Origin of the sequence: Pannonibacter phragmitetus DSM 14782 (genome assembly GCF_000382365.1) — a bacterium.
In the GTDB taxonomy this organism is placed as follows: domain Bacteria; phylum Pseudomonadota; class Alphaproteobacteria; order Rhizobiales; family Stappiaceae; genus Pannonibacter; species Pannonibacter phragmitetus.
Genome location: NZ_KB908221.1, coordinates 166917 through 185834, shown reverse-complemented (window position 1 = coordinate 185834; position 18918 = coordinate 166917). Strand labels below are relative to the sequence as shown.

At 65.9% G+C, this 18918-nt stretch carries 15 protein-coding genes; 9 read left to right on the top strand and 6 right to left on the bottom strand.

Features of this window, described 5'->3' with window-relative positions:
• Positions 1-8: 8 nt before the first annotated feature.
• The 6 genes from H163_RS0112765 (at position 9) to H163_RS0112740 (ending at position 8051) form a co-directional block, all read left to right on the top strand.
• Positions 9-1073, top strand: coding sequence for an ABC transporter ATP-binding protein (locus tag H163_RS0112765; RefSeq protein ID WP_208975390.1), 1065 nt, complete (start codon positions 9-11; stop codon positions 1071-1073).
• Positions 1070-2113 (top strand): ABC transporter ATP-binding protein, encoded by a 1044-nt coding sequence (locus H163_RS0112760; RefSeq protein WP_019964979.1) that lies wholly within the window; start codon positions 1070-1072, stop codon positions 2111-2113. Before H163_RS0112765 ends, H163_RS0112760 begins: the two co-directional genes overlap by 4 nt.
• Complete coding sequence (locus H163_RS0112755) at positions 2113-3390, top strand: HAD family hydrolase (RefSeq protein ID WP_019964978.1); 1278 nt, start codon at positions 2113-2115, stop codon at positions 3388-3390. Before H163_RS0112760 ends, H163_RS0112755 begins: the two co-directional genes overlap by 1 nt.
• Positions 3387-5897: a hypothetical protein gene (locus H163_RS0112750; protein ID WP_026355797.1), complete on the top strand. Its 2511-nt coding sequence runs from the start codon at positions 3387-3389 to the stop codon at positions 5895-5897. Before H163_RS0112755 ends, H163_RS0112750 begins: the two co-directional genes overlap by 4 nt.
• A gap of 35 nt (positions 5898-5932) precedes the next feature.
• Positions 5933-7009 (top strand): beta-galactosidase BglB, encoded by a 1077-nt coding sequence (bglB, locus tag H163_RS0112745; RefSeq protein ID WP_019964976.1) that lies wholly within the window; start codon positions 5933-5935, stop codon positions 7007-7009.
• Between the two features lie 85 nt (positions 7010-7094).
• On the top strand, positions 7095-8051 hold the full coding sequence (locus H163_RS0112740) for an NAD-dependent epimerase/dehydratase family protein (RefSeq protein WP_019964975.1): 957 nt from the start codon (positions 7095-7097) through the stop codon (positions 8049-8051).
• On the opposite strand, the gene H163_RS0112735 is transcribed toward H163_RS0112740, so the two are convergent.
• The 5 genes from H163_RS0112735 to H163_RS0112715 form a co-directional block, all read right to left on the bottom strand.
• On the bottom strand, positions 8009-8662 hold the full coding sequence (locus H163_RS0112735; protein WP_019964974.1) for an ATP-binding cassette domain-containing protein: 654 nt from the start codon (positions 8660-8662) through the stop codon (positions 8009-8011). The two genes, H163_RS0112740 and H163_RS0112735, sit on opposite strands and share 43 nt — an antisense overlap.
• Entirely contained in the window at positions 8656-9390 is a 735-nt protein-coding gene (locus H163_RS0112730) for an ATP-binding cassette domain-containing protein (protein ID WP_019964973.1), read from the bottom strand. The genes H163_RS0112735 and H163_RS0112730 overlap by 7 nt, the downstream gene beginning before the upstream one ends.
• Positions 9387-10262 carry an ABC transporter permease gene (locus H163_RS0112725; protein WP_019964972.1) on the bottom strand — a complete coding sequence of 292 codons (876 nt, stop codon included), beginning with the start codon at positions 10260-10262 and terminating at the stop codon, positions 9387-9389. Before H163_RS0112725 ends, H163_RS0112730 begins: the two co-directional genes overlap by 4 nt.
• The gene (locus H163_RS0112720; RefSeq protein ID WP_040678785.1) at positions 10259-11248 is read right to left on the bottom strand and encodes an ABC transporter permease; all 990 of its coding nucleotides are present in this window, start codon (positions 11246-11248) and stop codon (positions 10259-10261) included. Before H163_RS0112720 ends, H163_RS0112725 begins: the two co-directional genes overlap by 4 nt.
• Before the next feature lie 351 nt (positions 11249-11599).
• Positions 11600-13192: an ABC transporter substrate-binding protein gene (locus H163_RS0112715; RefSeq protein WP_019964970.1), complete on the bottom strand. Its 1593-nt coding sequence runs from the start codon at positions 13190-13192 to the stop codon at positions 11600-11602.
• A gap of 140 nt (positions 13193-13332) precedes the next feature.
• Here H163_RS0112715 and nikR point away from each other — a divergent pair, with 140 nt between their 5' ends.
• Positions 13333-13800, top strand: a complete 468-nt coding sequence (gene nikR / locus H163_RS0112710; protein ID WP_019964969.1) for a nickel-responsive transcriptional regulator NikR — start codon at positions 13333-13335, stop codon at positions 13798-13800.
• A gap of 2 nt (positions 13801-13802) precedes the next feature.
• On the opposite strand, the gene H163_RS0112705 is transcribed toward nikR, so the two are convergent.
• Positions 13803-14708 (bottom strand): LysR family transcriptional regulator, encoded by a 906-nt coding sequence (locus H163_RS0112705; protein WP_019964968.1) that lies wholly within the window; start codon positions 14706-14708, stop codon positions 13803-13805.
• A 98-nt stretch (positions 14709-14806) separates the two neighbouring features.
• On the opposite strand from H163_RS0112705, the gene H163_RS0112700 reads away from it, so the two are divergent.
• Both H163_RS0112700 and H163_RS0112695 read left to right on the top strand, forming a co-directional pair.
• Positions 14807-16438 carry a proton-conducting transporter transmembrane domain-containing protein gene (locus H163_RS0112700; protein WP_019964967.1) on the top strand — a complete coding sequence of 544 codons (1632 nt, stop codon included), beginning with the start codon at positions 14807-14809 and terminating at the stop codon, positions 16436-16438.
• Between the two features lie 44 nt (positions 16439-16482).
• On the top strand, positions 16483-18918 hold the full coding sequence (locus H163_RS0112695) for a YbcC family protein (RefSeq protein ID WP_019964966.1): 2436 nt from the start codon (positions 16483-16485) through the stop codon (positions 18916-18918).

Below are 18918 nucleotides of genomic sequence, written 5' to 3'. Positions count from 1 at the left end.
GAGCCATCATGTTTTTCAAGCAGAAAGCCCCAAGGCCCGATCTCGCCCCCATGCCTCCCGAGCGGCTGCTGGAGCTGGACAATGTCGGCGTGCATTTCCCCACCCGTGACGGGTTGGTGAGGGCGGTCAACGGCGTATCCTATCATGTCAACCGGGGTGAGGTGCTGGGCATCGTCGGCGAAAGCGGTTCGGGCAAGTCGGTGACAGCCCGCTCCATCATGCGCCTGCAGCCGCGCAATGCACTCAATGCCAGCGGCACCATCCGCTTCCGCCGCGCCTCAGGTAAGGAGGTGCTGATTTCTTCCGAAGACCGGCAGAGCCGCACCATGCGGTCGCTGCGCGGCGGTGAAATCGGCATGGTGTTTCAGGAGCCGATGACGGCCCTGTCGCCTGTGCACACCATCGGCACCCAGATCATGCGCACGGTCATACTGCACAAGAAGGTGTCCAAGGCCGAAGCGCGCAATCAGGCCATCGAGCTGCTGAAGCGCGTGCAGATGCCCCGGCCGGCCGATATCGCCGGCCGCTATCCGCATCACCTGTCCGGCGGCATGCGCCAGCGGGCGATGATCGCGCTGGCGCTGGCCTGTGATCCGGCGCTGCTGATCGCCGACGAGCCGACCACAGCACTGGATGTGACCACGGAAGCGCAGATCCTGGAGCTGCTGAAGCAGCTGCAGGAAGAGCTGAACATGGCCATCGTCTTCATCACTCACAATTTCGGCGTGGTGGCTGATATCGCTGACCGGGTGGCGGTGATGTATCTAGGCCGCGTGGTGGAAACCGGCACCGTGGATGAAATCTTCTACGAGCCCAAGCACCCCTACACCCAGGCGCTCCTGCAATCCATCCCGCGTCTTGGCAAAAGCCATGGCCGCCGCCTGCGCACCATCTCCGGCATGGTGCCCGACCCCTACAACGTGCCCGGCGGCTGCTCCTTCCATCCGCGCTGCATGCATGGGGTGGCCGGCACTTGCGATGTTACCGTGCCGGAGGATGCCGTCTTTTCCAGCGGCCAGCGCGCCCGCTGCCATTTCGCCGGAACCGCCGGCATTGCGGAGGCTGCCGAATGACCGCCGCACAGGAACTCATCATGGACGAGAACACCCTCATCTCCGTCAGGGGCGTGCGGAAGCACTTTCCCGTCTACGAAGGCTGGTTCCGCCGCGAGGTGGGCGCGGTGAAGGCGGTGGATGACATTTCCTTCGACATCCGCAAGGGCGAGACCTTCGGCCTTGTGGGCGAAAGCGGCTCGGGCAAGTCCTCCATCGCCCGCCTCATCCTGCGGGCCTATGAGCTGACCGGCGGGGAAATCCTGTTCCGGCGCGGCAATGGCTCCGTGGTGGATATTTCGCGCCTCTCCGACCGGGAGATGCGCGACATCCGCCGCGAAATGCAGATGATCTTCCAGGACCCTTATTCCTCGCTCAACCCGCGCATGACGCTGCTTGAGCTGGTGGGCGAGCCCATGGTGGTGCATGGGGCAGGCTCGGAAAGCGAGATTCGCCACCGGGTGGCGGAACTGTTGCGCCTTGTCGGCCTGCGCCCGGAATATCTGCAGCGCTATCCGCATGCCTTCTCCGGTGGCCAGCGCCAGCGCATCGGCATTGCCCGTGCACTTGCGCTCAACCCCAGCTTCATTGCTGCGGACGAAGCGGTGTCGGCGCTGGATGTGTCCGTCGCGGCGCAGAACATCAACCTGCTGCAGGACCTGCAGGAGCAACTGGGCCTCACCTATCTCTTTATCACCCATGACCTTGGCATGGTGGAGCATATCTCGGACCGGATCGGCGTCATGTATCTGGGCCGCCTGATGGAGGTTGGGCCTACGGACGAAATGTTCGCCCGCCCGCTGCATCCCTACACCGAAGCCCTGCTTGCCGCCGTGCCGCAGCCGGACCCGCGCGGCAACCGCACCCGCAAGCGCGTGCCGCTGAAGGGCGAGATTGCCGACGCCATGAATGTGCCTTCCGGCTGCCCGTTCCATCCCCGCTGTCCCTATGCGGATGAAAGCTGCCGCAGCACGGTTCCGGCCCTGCGCACGGTGGAAGGCGGACGTCAGGTGCGCTGCCATCACGCCGAAAGCCTTACCTTGACCGGAGTTCACGGCTGATGTCCGCCCTTCTTGCCGGCCTGCCGCTCTCCGGCCTGCCGGAGGATGCGGATCAGGCACCTGACTTTGCCCTTGCCGCCCGCTATCTGCCAGTGCTGCGGCTGGATGATGCAGAGCCTTTCCGCCCGCTGGCCGCCGGCTATGCGGTCTACCGGGAGGAGGGGCCTTCGCTGTCCTCTAAGTTCATCATCCGCCCGCGCGGGCGCACGGTGATCGAATATGCGATCTGGTACGACTGGGACATTCAGCACCTCTATGACCTCGAGCATGTCTGGGTGCATGTTGAGCCGGACGGCAGCATTGCCAAGGTCGAGGCTTCGCGCCATGGCGCTCGCCGCCTTATGCGGCGTCCAGATGGCGCGCTGCCGGTAGAGGCGGGACGCCCGGTTCTCTTTCTGGAGCCGGGCAAACATGCCCATTGGGCCGATGACGGCGAGATGCGCCGCAATGCCGGCTCTCTCATCGCCGCCATGTGCGGCGCCTTCGCCGGGGATGGGGGCGTGCACCTCTCCAACCGGTTCTCCGATGCCGGACGCATCTCGGCCTCCCCGCTGAACTGCCGTCTGGCGCGCCTTGCCCTGAAGCGCATGGCGTTTTCCCCGTCCTGGCAGTTCTCCCGCTGCAGCGACGAGGAAGGCGGCGTGTGCCTCATGCCCTGGTCCATGTTTGATGCCTGGGTGCCGGGGCGGGTGGAGGCGCTCGTTGCCAGTCTGGAAACCCGCGTGCCGCATCTGGCCGCGGTGTTTCTGGACTGCGGCGACACCCTGGTGGACGAGCGCACCGAGGTGAAGATCCCCGGAACGGAGGTGGTCACCAGCGCCGATCTCATCCCCGGTGCAGGCGATATGCTGCACGAACTGGTGCGCAGCGGCTACCGGCTGGCGCTGGTGGCCGATGGCCCGCGTGCGACCTTCGAGAACATCCTCAAGCATCATGGCCTGTGGGACTGCTTCGAGGCTCACATCATCTCCGGCGATATCGGCGAGCTGAAGCCTTCGCCGAAGATGTTCGCTGCCGCTTGCAAGGCGCTGGGTCTTGCCGATGGCGACCGGGCGCGCACGGTGATGGTGGGCAACAATCTGGAGCGGGACATTCTGGGTGCCAACCGCTTCGGCCTCATCTCTCTCTTCCTCAACTGGTCCACCCGGCGCAGCCACAAGCCCGGCACCCGGGCCGAGCGCCCGCTGCTGACCTTCAACCAGATCGGCCGCCTGCCGGATCTGCTGGAGAAAATCGAACTCAGCCTGCCGCTGTCCGGCGAAGGAGAGGATGAATGACCGCGCCCCTCACCGCATCTGCTGCTGCCGGTTTCCCTGTCATGCGAGGTAGCAGTGTCACTGCCTGGGCCATGGGGCCGGTGCATCAGGCTTATTATCCCGGCACGCCGGCGCTGGCCGAGGACCGGGTGCAATACCGCTTCATCAACGGCTTCGTGGATGTGGGGGACCTGCCCTGCCGTGTTGCCCTGTGGGACGAGATCAAGACCCGCAAGGTTGCGCTGGAGCCTTTCGAGGTGGAGGCGCTGAACCTGCCGGGCTTTAACCGCCGGGTAGAGTTCTCCAGTTTCTGGCACCGGCCAACCCGGCTGAAGCGCTGGCTGAAGACCCGGCTGGTGCCTTCCTCGGCTGGGCCCTGCTGCTTCCGCCTTGCCACCTGCGGCGGCGTCACCATCTGGGTGGATGGCGAAAAGGCCGCGTCCTTCGAGCCGTTCCAGCGCAACAGGGAAAGCAGCACGGAAATTGAATTGAACCTCAAGCCGGAAGGCAGTGAGGTGATCGTGCTGACCGAAGAACTGGCCGAGCGCGATGCCATCTGGTTCTTCGAGCTGACGCTGCTTTCCGATGCCGCGATCACGGCGGTGCTGCCGGTGGATGTGGCGCCTGCCGACATTGCAGCGCTGATGGAGCTGGCCACCTCCGTGCGCCCGGAGCCCTTCCACAGCACCACCGGCGAACTGACGCTTGTCTTCGCTCATGCGCCGGATGTGGATGTCAGCGTGACCGCCCTTATCCAGCCCAGCGTTCACATGCGCGACAAGCCGCCGCTGCTGCAATCCACTGGCGTGCTGCGCAAGGGCGAAACCCGTCTGAGCCTGCCGGGCGCCGAGGCGCTGCCAGATGCCTATCATCCGCTGGATCTGACCTTTGCGATTGGATCGGCACGGGTGGAGCGGCACATCGCCTTTGCCACGCACAGGCTGGAAAAGCTCGACTGGCGCGCCCTGCCGCTTGCTGACCGCAAGCCGAAGGTGCTGGAGTTTCTGGCAGACCACGGCGAAATGCGCGCCGGCCGGGCCATCGCCATGCAGGCGGCTGGAAAGCCCGTGGATGATACCTTCCGCGAGATCATCGCCAACACGCTGGCCGCCATTGACGAGCGGCGCGATTGCTCCGACTTCGTGATGGTGCCGCTGCTCTGGCTGGCGGCGGATTATGGCGCGGGCTTGCCGCAGGATCTGCGGAAGACCATTGATGCCTCGGTGCTGGGGTACCGCTATTGGGTGGATGAACCTGGCAATGACGTGATGTGGTTCTGGAGCGAGAACCACGTGCTGTGCTTCCACGTCTCGCAATATCTTGCCGGACGGCTTTATCCCGATGCCAGTTTCACCTGTTCCGGCCGCAAGGGGGCGGAGCAGGCACGGCTGGGCGAAGAGCGGCTGATGCGCTGGTTTGACAGCGTCGAGGCGCATGGCCTCGCCGAATGGAATTCTGCCGCTTATTATCCGATCGACTTCATCGGCCTTCTGGCGCTGGAGCATCTGGGCGATGGCCGGATCCGCGAGCGGGCGGCGCAGCTGCTGGACCGGCTGTTCCTGATGATCGGCCTGCACACGCTGGGCGGCGTTCCGGCCGGCACCATGGGCCGTGCCTATGACAAGGAACTGCGCGCCGGTCCGCTGACCGAGCTTGCTCCCTTTGCCACCCTTGGCTTTGGCGAGGGCTGGCTGAACGATGGTGTGGCTGCCCTGCCGATGCTGGCGGCAGGCTCCTATGCTCCGCCTCAACGCGCTCTTGACGTGGTGAGCCCCGCTCCGGGAACGGCGCTGACGGCACATTACGTGCAGGGCCATGACGAGGCGGCGCGGCTGGCGCTCTACAAGTCCGCCCATGTGCAGCTCTCCTCCATGGTTGATGGCGAGCCTGGCAAAAAGGGCCACCAGCAGCATCAGGTGGATCTGCGCTTTACCGCCCATCCCTTTGCCCGTGCCTGGGTCAATCATCCCGGTGCCGATGATCCCTGGGGCGGCCAGCGCCCGTCCTATTGGGCGGGAAATGGTGTCATGCCCCGCGTTGGCCAGCACGGCAACGCCGCGCTGCTGGTGTTCGATCTGGGTGAGGATCCCCGTATCGGTTTCACTCACGCCTATGTGGAAGCTTCCGCCTTTGACGAGGTGCGGCAGGAAGGCAACTGGCTGTTCCTGCGCTCAGGTGCCGGTTTTGCCGCGCTCACGGCGAGCGCGCCGCTTGAAGCTGTGACGGAAGGGCCGGGCGCGGGTATCGAGTTCCGCGCTCATGCCAGCCGCTGTGGCTGGGCCGCGCTGATGGGGGAGGCGGCAGGTGACGCTGATCCCGCCGCTGCCTTCGCCCGCTTCCGCTCGAGCGTGCAGGCCCTCGGCCTCGTCTTTGATGCGGATGCTCTCAACCTGACGCTTTCGGGGGCGGGCCATCCGTCCCTCGCGCTTTCCTGGGGCTCCGGCCTTGTTGTGGATGGCACGGCGATGCCTTTCCCCAACCGCAGCCTCGACCCGCTCATCCGGCAGTTTCCTGCCGTCTCCCATTGATCTGATCCGCCGATTGACAGGACCCCGCCATGTTGATGATCAATCCTGACACCTTGTCCGCGACGCTTTCCCGCGTGGCGGTTGGCCTCGCCCGCCTCAAGGGCATGAACGAAACCGCTGCCATTTCCGAAGATGCCTATGACCTGCAGTTCGAGGAATGGGACTGGGAAGTGGGCGTCGGCATCTACGGTCTCATCCGTCATGCGGAGGCGGTGGGCGACCGGTCGCTGATCGAGGCGATTGCACGCTGGTATGACTGGCAGATCTCCAAAGGCATCCCGCCGCGCCAGGTCAATTCTTCCTCGCCCATGCTGCCGCTGTCGGTGCTGATCGACCATGTGGACCGGCCCGATTTCGAGGCGCTGGTGAAGGACTGGGCGGACTGGCTGATGACCAGCCTTGCCCGCACCCGCGACGGCGGCTTCCAGCATGTGGTGAAGGAGCGGATGAACGATGGCGAGCTGTGGGACGACACGCTGTTCATGACGTGTCTGTTCCTGGCCCGCGCCGGGCAGCGTTTCGGCCGTCAGGACTGGATCGAGGAAGCCTTCTACCAGTTCCTCGTGCATGAACGGTTCCTCGCCGATCCGGTCACCGGACTGTGGTATCATGGCTGGACTTTCAACGGGAACCACAACTTCGCCAAGGCCTTCTGGGCACGCGGCAATGCCTGGATCACCGTGGCAATTCCGGAGCTGTTCGGCCTCGTCAGCGAGATTCCCGGCCATCTGAAAGCGCATCTCACCTTCATTCTGGAAGCGCAGGTGCGCACGCTGGCCGCCAACCAGCGGGACAACGGCATGTTCTGCACGCTGGTGCTGGAGCCGCAGTCGCCCGAGGAAACCTCGGCCACTGCCGCCATTGCCTATGGCATCCTGCGCGGCATCGACCTTGGCCTGCTGCCACAGGATTACCGCCCGGTGGCGGACCGGGCGCTGGCGGCGGTGCTGGAGCGGATCGACGACAGCGGCATCGTGCTTCAGGTGTCGGACGGTACGCCCATGGGTCACACGCTGGACTTTTACCGCCAGATCCCGAACGTGCCCGCGCCTTACGGTCAGGCGCTGGTGATGCTGCTGCTTGTCCGGGCCATGGCGGAAGGGCGGGGCTGAGCGGATCTAAACAGACCGGGCTTGTATGGGCGGGACGGGTGCAGTACCGCTTGTCCCGTTCACGCCAGCTGACCGGAGACGCCCCATGACCGAAGCCCCGCTTGTTGCCCTGACCGGTGCCACCGGCTTTGCCGGCCAGTATCTGGCCAGCGATCTGATCCGCCGGGGCTACCGGTTGCGGCTGCTGCTGCGCCGTCCGGTTGAGGATGCAGCGAGTGCGGATCAGGAGTTCATCGGCGATCTCGCCCGCCCGCGCAATCTGGATCAGGCAATGCGGGACGTGGACTTCGTGGTCCATTCCGCCGGTATCGCCCATGCCATGTCGGGCCGTCCGGAGGATGACTACCGGGCCGTGAACCGCGACGCGACGGCGGCACTGGCGCAGGCCGCCCGCAAGGCCGGGGTAAAGCGTTTTGTCTTTCTCTCCTCCATCCGGGCCCAGTCTGGTCCTGCGGCAGATCATGTGCTGACGGAAGCCGATGCGGCGCAGCCCACCGATGCCTATGGCCGCTCCAAGCTGGAGGCCGAGGTGGCGATTGCCGGGACAGGCATTGCCTATGCCGCTCTGCGTCCGGTGCTGGTGCATGGGCCGGGTGCCCGTGGCAATCTGGAGGCGCTCTTCGCGCTGGCCCGCAAGCCCGTGCCGCTGCCCTTTGGGCTTTTCACCGGCAAGCGCTCGCTGATCTCGCTGGCCAATCTGGCCGGTGCAGTGGACTGCGTGATGCGGCTGCCGGAAGCGCCCAACCGCCCGCTGATCGTGGCGGACCCGGAGCCGGTGACACTGGCCGGGATCATCGCGGCCTACCGGCGCGGCCTGGGCCGCAGACCGGGTCTTCTGCCGGTGCCGCCCGCCCTGCTGGAACTGGGGCTGAAACTGGCAGGCAAGGGCGAGATGGCCGAACGGCTGGGCGGCTCGCTCGCCGCCAGCCCTGCCGCGCTGATGGCGCTGGGCTGGATGCCCTCCGAAACGACGCTGGAAGCGCTCGAAGCGCTGGGCGCTCAGGACCGGCGCATTGCCGAGGTTGGCAAGACGGTTTCCTGAGAGAGCCTGCCGTCTTCCAGACGATAGCTTGCGCTGCACAGGTGCTGGCGCAGGCCCTGCTTGTGGCTGATGACGAGCAGCGTCAACCCGCGCCTTCTTGCAAGCGGCAAAAGCGCCTGCCACAGCGCATCTTCCGACAGCGCGTCAAGTCTTGCCGAGACTTCATCCAGGATCAGAACCCGGGTGGACGGCAGGATCAGCCTGGCGAGGGACACTCGCGTCAGCTCCCCGCCCGAGACCTCGCCTGCATGGCGCGCCTCCCAGGCCGGGTCAATGCCGAGCGCGGTGAGAACCTCCTGATCCGGTTCTCCTCCGTTGCGCAGGATATCGCCGATGCGCCAGCGCGGATCGGCGGCAAGCTCCGCCATCTGCGGCACATATTGAACCGGGTGAGGTTTGCCGCTGCGCAAGGGGGGCAGCGGCGCGCCGTCAAGACGCACATCGCCTGAAGCTGGGGCAATAAGCCCCGCAAGACAGCGGCCAAGGCTGGTCTTGCCTGCGCCCGAAGGCCCGCCAAGGCCGGTCACACTGCCTGGCTCAAGCGTGAGGCTCACCCCGTCCAGCACCTGCTTCTGCCCCAGTTTCAGGCTCAGCCTTTGCGCATTCAGCATGTGCCGTAGATCTCCTGAGCCCGCCACAGGGCCCGAGTGTAGGGGGCGGAAAGGAGAGATCCTTCGCCGTCGAAGTATCTTGCATCCGCTGTCTCGATGATGGTGCCATCCCGCATCACCGTGATGTGCCGGGCAGCCGCAGCAAGGCGCCTGAGGTCGTGGCTGATTACCAGCATGCCGTGGCCCCATTGGGCGAGGCTTGCGATCAGCGCCATGATGCGGTCTGCATTTTCCGGATCCAGCCCGCTGGTGGGTTCGTCGGCAATGATGAAGTCTGCGCCTGAGGCCAGCGCACTGGCCAGCAGCACCCGCTTGGCCATGCCGCCGGACAGCTCATGCGGGAAAGCGCGTGCCACCTCCGGCTCCAGCCCCACATCTGCCAGAAGTTTCGTGACATCCACCTCGCGGCCGAAGGGTTTGCCGAAACGCACCAGCTGCGGGCCGATACGGGCGAGCGGGTCCAGTGCGTCAATTGTTTGCGGCGCAAGGGCGAGTGATCCGGGGCGCGGTGTCTGGCCTTCCACTGTCACATGACCGCTGACAAGCGCATTGCCGGGCAAAACGCCCATCAGCGCCTCGGCGGCAAGGCTCTTGCCGGCTCCCGATGCGCCGGCAAGCCCCGCCACCTCGCCGCGTGCCACAGTCAGGCTCAGGCCCTTGAGCGCCTGCACGGACTGGCCATCGGCACTGGGGAAGCCGACCGTCAGGTTGATGACCGAAAGGCTCATGCGAGATCCCTCTCACGCGGGTCTGCCGCCTTGCGCAGGCGCTCGCCCAGAAGCTCGAAACACAGCGCCACCAGCATCAGGGCCAGACCGGGACCGGCGGCGATCCACCATTTTCCGGCCATCAGCCCGCGCAGGGATTCCGACAGCATCATGCCGATGGAGGGCAGGTGCGGCTCGATGCCAAGGCCGATGAAGCTGAGGCCCGCCTCGTGCAGGATGGCATGGGGGAAGATCAGCACGAAACCGGCGGCAAGCTGCGGCAGCAGATGCGGCACCAGATGCCGGCGGGCGATCCAGCCGGGGGAACGGCCAAGGGCGCGGGAGATCATCACATAATCCGAGGTCAGCACGGTCTGCGCCTCATGCCGCAGCACGCGGGACAGGCGTGGCCAGTGGGTGAGGGAAACCGCAATGATCACTCCCGTGGTGCCGCCGCCTGCGGCATAGCAGATGAGGATCAACAGCACGAAATGCGGCAGGCCGAGCGCCAGTTCCGTCACCCCGCCCAGCAGCCGGTCTGCCCGCCGGTCGAGACTGGCGGCAAGACCGATGGCGAGCGCGATCAGCGTTGAAAGGGCCGCAGAAAAGAAGCCCACCCAGATGCTGCGGCCAAGGGCGGAGAGCGTGCGGGCGGCCAGGTCCCGGCCCAGAAGATCGGTGCCCATGGGATGGGCCAGCGAGGGGGAAAGACCTCGGGCTGCCGGGTTCACCGCATACCAGCTTTCCGGAACCAGAGGCGCAGCAAGGCCGATGGCGGTGATGAGGCCAAGCGCGGCAAGCCCCAGCAAGGCAATGCGCTTCTGCGGATTGCTGCGCGGGCGGGCTGGGAGCACCTGCGCGGGGGCGGTATCGCCTGTATGGGCAAGGCTCATGCCGGATTCCTCCTTGCAAGGCGCGGGTCGAGCAGCCTTGCGGCAATGTCGGCGGCAAGGTTTCCGGCGAAGACAAACAGCAGCGTGGCAAGGCCAATGCCGATCAGCAGCGGCGCATCTGCGCCCGACGCTGCCCGGACGGTTGCCTGCCCGAGACCCGGCCAGGCAAAGACGGTTTCGGCCAGCACGGAGCCGCCGAACAACTCGCCCGCCCCCGCCAGATGCACGGTCAGGGCGCAGCCGAGTGCGTGGCGCAGGCCCGGCCCGAGGGCCAGCGGCAGGCTCGCCCAGCCATGGGCGCCCAGATGCCTCCCGGCAGGGCTGTCGAGAAAGGCAATCATGCTCTGGCGCGTGTGCAGGATCAGCGGCGCAATGCCGACGATGGAGAGCGAGATAGCCGGCAGGATCATGTGCCACAGCCGCTGGCCAAGGGTGGCTTCATCCGCCTGTAGCCCCGGCGGGGCGGCACAGCAGGCAGGCAGCCAGTTGAGGCCCACGGCAAAAACGGCGACCAGCAGCAGCGCCACCCAGAAGCCGGGGCTGGAGGCAAGCATCACCGAAAAGCCCCGGATGATCCGGTCCGGCCAGCGGCCGCGCGTGGCCGCAGCCACTGTGCCAAGGCCGAGGCCCAGCACGAAGGAAAAGGCAAAGGCGGCCGCAATCAGCGCCAGCGAGGCGGGAAACCGGTCGCGGATGATCTCGAGCACGGGCGCGTTGTAGGTGATGGAATTGCCGAAGTCGCCGGCAAGCGCGTTGCCCGCCCAGCGGAGAAACCGCTCGGCAAAGGGATCATTCAACCCCCAGGCCGCGGCAATCGCCTCGCGCTGCTCCGGCCCCACCTGCATCATCTTCGCGCCGACAAAGCTCTGCACCGGATCGATGGGCGCCAGCGAGACCAGCGCAAACAGCCCAAAGGCCCCCACCGGCACCATCCAAGCTAGCCGGATCAAGCGGTCACGCAGCAAAGGCAGCAGCCAGTCAGTCATGATGGCTGCCTTCCTTTGCCGGGTGTGCGGGGGCGCGTCCGTTGCGGACAGCTAACCGCAGTGATGCATCAGTATGGCGGCTGCGGCTCTTTGCCTGGGCAGTGTTTACATCGGACTTCCGGTCAGGCACCAGCTCCTCTCCCCCCTTGAGGGGGAGATGCCCCCGGCAGGGGGCAAAGGGGGGTAACGGACTGTCACTGCGTGAGAGAGGTAGTGCCTCGCTGAAACGCTGCCACCCCCCTCTGTCTGCTGGCGCAGACATCTCCCCCTCAAGGGGGGAGAGGGGCGCTGCGGCAAAAGGAGAGGGCCATTTTCCTCTCAAGCGGCCCGTAAGACCGGAACGTTCAGCCCTCACTGGCATGTCCAGCGCCAGTCTTCGAGGTTGCGGGTGATGGGGAAGCCGTGGCCGTGGGGCTGGACCTGCTGGCGGCCGGTGTCGAGGCAGTCCGCCACCCAGTAGGAATGCTCCAGATTGACGAGCCAGGCCCAGGTCGCATCGCCCCTGGAGCCGAAGCCGGTGGTGCCGTCCCATTGTGCGGCCTGCCAGAAGGGCAGGGAGGCTTCGAAGCTTTCTGCGCCTTCAGCCTTGGCAAAGGCGGCATCAACGGCTGGGTTGTTGTAATAGCCCGGATTGTAATAGCCCGCGCCCGCATAGCGGCTGCCGTTCAGCCGCACCATCTCCGCTGGGCTGTGCGAGCCGAAGCCGAAGAGCACGGCGTTGGCATGCATCAGGGTGCGGATTTCGGTCCAGCTCTTGCCCTGCGGGGTGATACGGATGCCGATCGCTTTCGCCTGTTCCACGACGCCGAGCGTCAGTGCCTGCCGGGTGGAATCAGAAGCAGGATAGAGCAGGGTGAAGGCGGCATCCTTGCCGTCTTTTTCGAGAACGCCATCACCGTTGCTATCGCGCCAGCCGCCTGCGGCCAACGTGGCGCGGGCCGCTTCGATGTCTGCGCCCTTCACATTCGCATCCGCATTGTCCCAGGGCAGGCCGTCAGCCGGGCCATAGGCGGGCCGTCCATGACCGGACAGGGCGAGATCCACCAGTGCCTGCCGGTCCAGCGCCTCGTTCAGCGCCGTGCGGATGGCCTTGTCCGAGGTCACGCTGTTGCCGATCGGATAGCCTTCATCCGTCTTCGCACCTGTTTCCGGCACCATCGGGAACATGACGCCGCGATTGTCGACGGTCTTCACATGCAGGCTTTTCATGCCTTGCGGCGTCTCGTCCACCAGCGAGGAAGGTACGGCCACGAGCTGGGCGGCGCCCGTGCGGGCGAGGCTGACGGCAGCATCTTCCGAGCCGAAGACGAAGCTGACGCGGGAAAAGCCGGGCTTCGTGCCATGCCAATGCGGGTTCGGTTCCACCACCAGCTGTTCGCCTTCGCGCCATTCGAGCAGCTGGAAGGGGCCGGAGCCGATAGGCTTGCGGGCATAGTCCGGGCCATAGGAGGCTTTCGGCACGATGCCGAGGCTGGCAAGGCGGCTGGTGAAGGTGATCTGCGGTTCCTTCAGCTCGATTTCCAGCGTGTAGGGGCCAGTGGCGCGCGCCTCGCGCAGATTGGTGAGATCCACCACGCCGCCTGCATCACGCGCCGTGTTGTAGGTGAAGGCTGCATCTTCCGCCGTCAGCCCGGTCCCGTCAGAGAATTTTGCATCCTCGCGCAGGGTCAGTGTCCAGGTCTTGCGGTCATCCGAAAGGGTCCATGCGGTTGCCAGATCACCAACGAGGTTCAGATCCGTGTCGAGCTTCAGCAAGGTGGACTGGAACAGCGGATTGCCATAGGAGCCCCAGCCGGCGATGGGGTCAAAACCGGTTTCCGGCTCGCCTCCCACCGCCAGCACCAGCGCCGGGGGGGCGGGCTGCGCATTCACGCTGGCGGGGCTCAGAAACAGGCCAAAAGCGAAGACAGAGGCGGTGGCAAAGAGGCAGTTACGCAGGCGCATTTGGAAGAGATCCTGATGAGTATGAATTTTGCTTCTTTTTTTCATACTGCATCTGACCGCAAACCGGTGCAAGTCTGTTCTGTGAGCTGCCTTGCCTAAATTGGCGGCATGAATGATCGGTAGGCGGAGACGGGGACCCCATGCAGCGGATCACGATCAGCATCGAGGATGATCTTCTGGACGAGCTGGATGCCTTCATGGCGCGCTCCGGTGCCACCAACCGCTCCGAAGCGCTGCGCGATCTTCTGAGGCGCGGGCTGGCGCGCAAGGCTGCGGGCGATGCGCAATGCGTCGGCGTGCTCAGCTATACGGTGGATCTGTCGATGCGAGACCTTGGCCGCCGGGTGCCCCAGTCCCGGCACGAGCATCACCACATGGCCGTTGCCGCGCTGTCCGTGCCGCTGGACCACACGGTGGCGGTGGAAGTTGCGGTGATGCGCGGGCCGGTGGAGACGGTCGAGAACTATGCCAATGGCCTCTTCACCGAGCGGGGCGTGCGCCACGGTGCGCTGTCACTTGTGCCCATCAGTGAGGAAGAGGAGGTGCATCAGCATGGCGATGGCGCCAGCCACAGCCATATGCACCTCAAGGTGCGCGACAGTTTCTGATCTCAGTCTGCATCATTCCCGGCGGCAAAGTCAGCCGGGCGCGCGGCGATGAGATCGCGCAGCAGCGGATTGGGGAAGCGGCGGGACAGGGTGACCGCATAGAAGCTTTCTGTCAGTCCCTCCAACCGGTCAATCTCGCGCAAAAGGCCGCTGGCCAGTTCGTCCCGCACCACGATGGGCGGCATGACAGCAAGACCAAGCCCTTCCCGGGCGAGAAGACGCATCATCGCCATGTCATCCACCTCGGCGGCGATCTGCGGGCTGACATCAAGCCTTGCGGCCAGTGCATCAAAACCTGTGCGCACGCTGCTGTCCCGTGTCGGCAGGATCAGTGGTGCGCTGGCAAGGTATTGGCCAAGGCTGAGGCCCGCCGTGAGTGCATCCGGCCGGCCGATGAGGCTGACGGGCTGTTCGGCCAGCTTGTGGGCGACGAAGGGCAGGTCCGCCTTGTTCTCCGGCGGGCGGGTCAGCAGAACCACGTCAAGGTTCAGCGTTTCCAGCTGATGCAGCAATTCCGCCGGCGAGCCGGAGCGCAGCACCACTTCCACATCCGCCCGCCCCAGCACGGGGCGCAGGAAGGCAATCTGGAAGTTGCGCGACAGCGTTGCCATGCCGCCCACCCGCAGCACCTGACGGGTGGTGCCGGTCTGGCGCAGGGTGGCAATCAGCTCTTCTCCTGCTGAGAAGATGGCATCGGCATGATCCAGCGCGATGCGCCCGGCCTCGGTCAGATGCAGCTGGCGGCCCCGGCGCTCGAACAGGGCATGGCCCAGCCGCTCCTCCAACTGGCGGATCTGCACCGACAGGGCCGACTGCGACAGGTTCAGCCGCTCCGCCGTGCGGGTCAGGTTGCCATCATGGGCCACGGCCCGGAAATAGCGTAGATGATGATAGTTCAGATCAGACATAGTTCTATTTTATAGAACGAAAACGCATAAACAATGTATTTTTATTGAGTTTTGTAGGCTGGTACCAACTGCGGCATCTGAGTGACCCGGAGGTCCAAATGCCTGAAATGTCCGCCGCGCTTCTGCCTGCTGCGCCCCTGCCTGCGGCGCTTGTGTCTGCCGCGCCCTACGGCGCGATTGCCGTTGCTGGCGCTGCCGGTTTGCTGGCCCTTGTTGCCTCCGTGGCTGCACTGATGCCGGGCCGCCGCCCCCATCCGCTGCCGCGGCTTGCAGAGCTTGCCGGGCTTGGCGCCTTCCTGCTGGCACTGGCAGCTCTCGCCGGTTTCCTTGTAACAGGCCCGCAGCAGGTCATCGTGCAGACGGGGTATCCGCTGGCGGATCTTCTCATGCCCGGACTGCGGCTCGATGCCGTGTCGGTGACCATGCTGGTGCTGGTCAGCTTCATCGGTTGGATCGTGCTGCGCTATTCACGCAGCTATCTTGATGGCGAAGCGCGGCAGGGAGCTTTCACCGGCTGGCTGTGCCTGACGCTGGCCGCCGTGATCCTGCTCGTCTCTTCCGCCACGCTGGCGCAGATCTGGCTCGCCTGGGTGATGGCCAGCCAGGCGCTGATGCGGCTCCTGCGCTTTTATCCGGAGCGGCCGGGTGTGGCGAAGGTTTTGGCCAAGAAGCAGTTGAGCGCCTGGACGGGCGATGCGGCGCTGCTGGCCGGTGTCATCGCGCTGGGCTTCACCTACGGCACGGGCGATATCGCCGCCATTCTGGCCGGTGCCCGCGCGGGAGAGGGCGGCATGCCGGCTGTTGCGGCTGCGGCCTTTATTGCTCTTGCCGCCTGCCTCAAGTCGGCGCAGTTCCCGCTGCATGGCTGGCTGACGGAAGTGATGGAAGCCCCGACCCCGGTGTCGGCCCTGCTGCATGCAGGCGTCATCAATGCGGGCGGTTTCCTGCTGGTGCGCTTTGCCGATGTGATGCTGCTCAGCCCCGGTGTGCTGGCTCTGCTGGTGGTGATTGGCGGCTTCACGGCGCTCTTCGGCGCGCTGGTGATGCTGACGCAGCCTCTGGTGAAGACTGCGCTCGCCTGGTCCACCGTGGCGCAGATGGGCTTCATGATCCTGCAATGCGGCTTCGGCCTGTTCCATCTGGCGCTGCTGCACATCGTGGCCCATTCCCTCTACAAGGCCCATGCCTTCCTCTCCTCGGGCACGGCGGTGGAAGCCGTGACGGCTGCTTCCCGGCCGGGGCCTGTAGCAGTGCCGGAAGCCAAGGCCGTGGCGCGGGCCTTTGCGCTGGCGGTGGGTGTCTATGCACTCGCTGCTGCGGCCTTCGGCTGGGCGGACAAGCCGCCGCAGGCGCTGGCCCTCGGTGTGATCCTCATCTTCGGCGTGGCCTATCTGATGGCGCAGGGGCTGGCCGGGGCCGCGCCGCGCGGTCTGATGCTGCGCACTATTGCCGCCTCGCTGGCTACCGCGGCTGCCTACTTCGCCTTCCACGGTGTGGCCGCAGCCATCTACGGCGGCACGCTGCCACCGGTGCCGCAGCCCGGCCCGCTGGAAACGGCCCTGCTGCTGCTGTCACTGGCAACCTTTGGGGTAATCGCGGTGACGCAGGCGATGTTCCCGCTCTGGGCGGCGCATCCGGCTGCAGCTGGCCTCAGGGTGCATCTCGCCAACGGGCTCTACGTTAATGCGCTGCTGGACCGCTGGCTGGCACGGCCTGCCCTGCGCTCCTGACCTGCTGATGCCCTTTGTCCTTTTCTCCGAACGGGAGACCTGAAATGACACTGCACATGCATCCCGCCGAAGCCGTCCATCCTGGTGACGCATCGCCCGCCCTGCCGCTTGCCGTTGTGATTGACGCGGCACAGGCCGCCCAGCGGCAGATCCCGCCCGCCTTCCCGCTGGCGGCAACCGTTGCCGTCAATCCCTTCCTCGGCCAGACGGGCATGACCCTTGCCCAGACGGCCGCAAAGCTGGCCCGGCTGGCCGGTGTGCGCATCACTCCGCCCCGCAGCGTCTTTGCCGCGAAGCTGGCGGAGGGAGATCTGACCCGGGAAGACATCGCACAGGCACTTGCGGCAAGCCCTGAGCCGCTGGCTCTCGATGCCGGGGCCGTCATCGCCCGGCTGAACGCCGAGCCGTCCGCACCTCGGGCTCTGCCGGCCGTCGCGGCACTCGCCACCACGCTGGGGGACTGGGATTTCGAGGCGCTGGTGACCGACCGGATGGGCGCCTTCTGCGCAGCGCTGTTCGATGAGGGCCAGGCACTCTGGCCGCTGGCGAAGGGCCGTTCGGTCTATGCCGGCTGGCAGATGAACGGCTCGCATGACCTGACGCCCGAAATCATGGGGCTGACCGGCTTTGGCGCCTTCGTTGCCGCCGCACCGGATACGGCGCAGGGCGCACTCCTGCGGGCCGTGACAACATTGGGGCTGACGGGTGAGGCGCTGGAGAGCTATTTCCATCAGCTGCTGCTTGGCCTTGGCGGCTGGGCGCAGGCTGCCCGCTACCGGCTGTGGGAGGCAGAGCTTTCCGGCGGCACGGATGCAACGCTTCTCGACCTCTTGGCCATCCGGCTCGTATGGGAAGAGGCACTGTTCCTGCATCTGGCCGGGCAAGGCATCAAGGGAGAGGCTGCCCTGCTGAAGTGGCGGCAGACTGCTGCTGCCCATGCCCAGCCTGCCATGCCGGCCGAAGACATGATCATCGACGCGGTGCTGCAGGAGGCATCGGAGCGGGCCGCGCAGCGCAAGCTTTCCGGCAAGCTGGCCGCCCGCAAGACGACGCTTGCCGCGAGCGCCGTGCAGAGGCCCGCCGTGCAGGCAGCCTTCTGCATCGACGTGCGTTCGGAAGTGTTCCGGCGGGCGCTGGAGTCGCTTGACCCTGCCATCCGGACCCTTGGCTTTGCAGGTTTCTTCGGCATCGGCACCAGCCACCGGGGCTTTGCGTCAAGCCGGGCGGAAAAGCGGCTGCCCGTGCTGCTGCAGCCGGCCCGGTTCTCCTGCTCGACACCGGTTGGACAGGAAGACGCAGACAGGAACACCCGGATTGCGGTGCGCGCAAAGCGGGCCTTTGGCCGGTTCCGGCAGGCGGCGGTGTCATCCTTTGCCTTTGTCGAGGCGGCGGGCCCGCTCTATGCGGCCAAATTGGTCAAGGATGCCCTGTTGCCGGCAAAGGCTGCGGCTGACGCCACACCCGCACCCCGGTTCGATCCGCCGCTGGCACCGGATCAGGCGATTGTCACGGCGGCCACCGTGCTGCGGGCCATGTCGCTGACGCAAGGCTTTGCCCGGATCGTGCTGCTCACCGGTCACGGCTCGGATGTGCGCAACAACCTGCATTCCAGCGCCCTGCAATGCGGCGCCTGTGGCGGCCATTCCGGCGAGGTCAATGCCCGGCTTCTGGCATCTTTGCTGAATGACCCGGCAGTGCGGGCCGGGCTGATCATTGAGGGCATCAGTATTCCTGAGGACACCTTGTTTCTCGCCGGACTGCATGACACCGCCTCCGATGGTGTCACTCTCTATGAGGGCGATGTGGACGCCTCAGCCCATCTGCAGGATCTGGCGCAGCTGAAGGATTGGCTCGCATCGGCCGGGGCTCTGGCGCGGGCGGAACGGGCAGAGAAGCTGCCGGGGGCTGAACGGCAGCAGGTGATGGGCGCAAGGGCGCGGGACTGGTCGCAGACCCGGCCCGAATGGGGCCTCGCAGGCTGCGCCGCCTTCATCGCCGCTCCGCGCCAGCACAGCGCCGGGGCCGATCTCGGCGGCCGGGTGTTCCTGCACGATTATGTGGCAGAAAAGGACGAAGGCTTCCGGGTGCTGGAGCTGATCCTCACCGCGCCGGTCGTCGTCGCCAGCTGGATCAGCCTGCAATATTACGGCTCGGCCGTGGTGCCGCAGCTTTTCGGCGCCGGCAACAAGTTGCTGCACAATGCCGCTGGCGGCATGGGCGTGGTGGAAGGCAACGGCGGCCTGCTGCGCACCGGCCTTACCTGGCAGTCGGTGCATGACGGCGAAAAGCTGATGCACGAGCCGCTGCGGCTGACCGTGATGGTGGAAGCACCGGACCATGCGGTGCTGGACATCCTCTCCCGCCATCCCGGCGTGCGGGCCCTGTTCGACCAGCGCTGGCTGCATCTGCTGCTGCTGGATGGCGAGGGCAAGCCGGTCAGCCGCTATGCCGGCGGGCTGAGCTTTTCGCCGCTGGGGTGA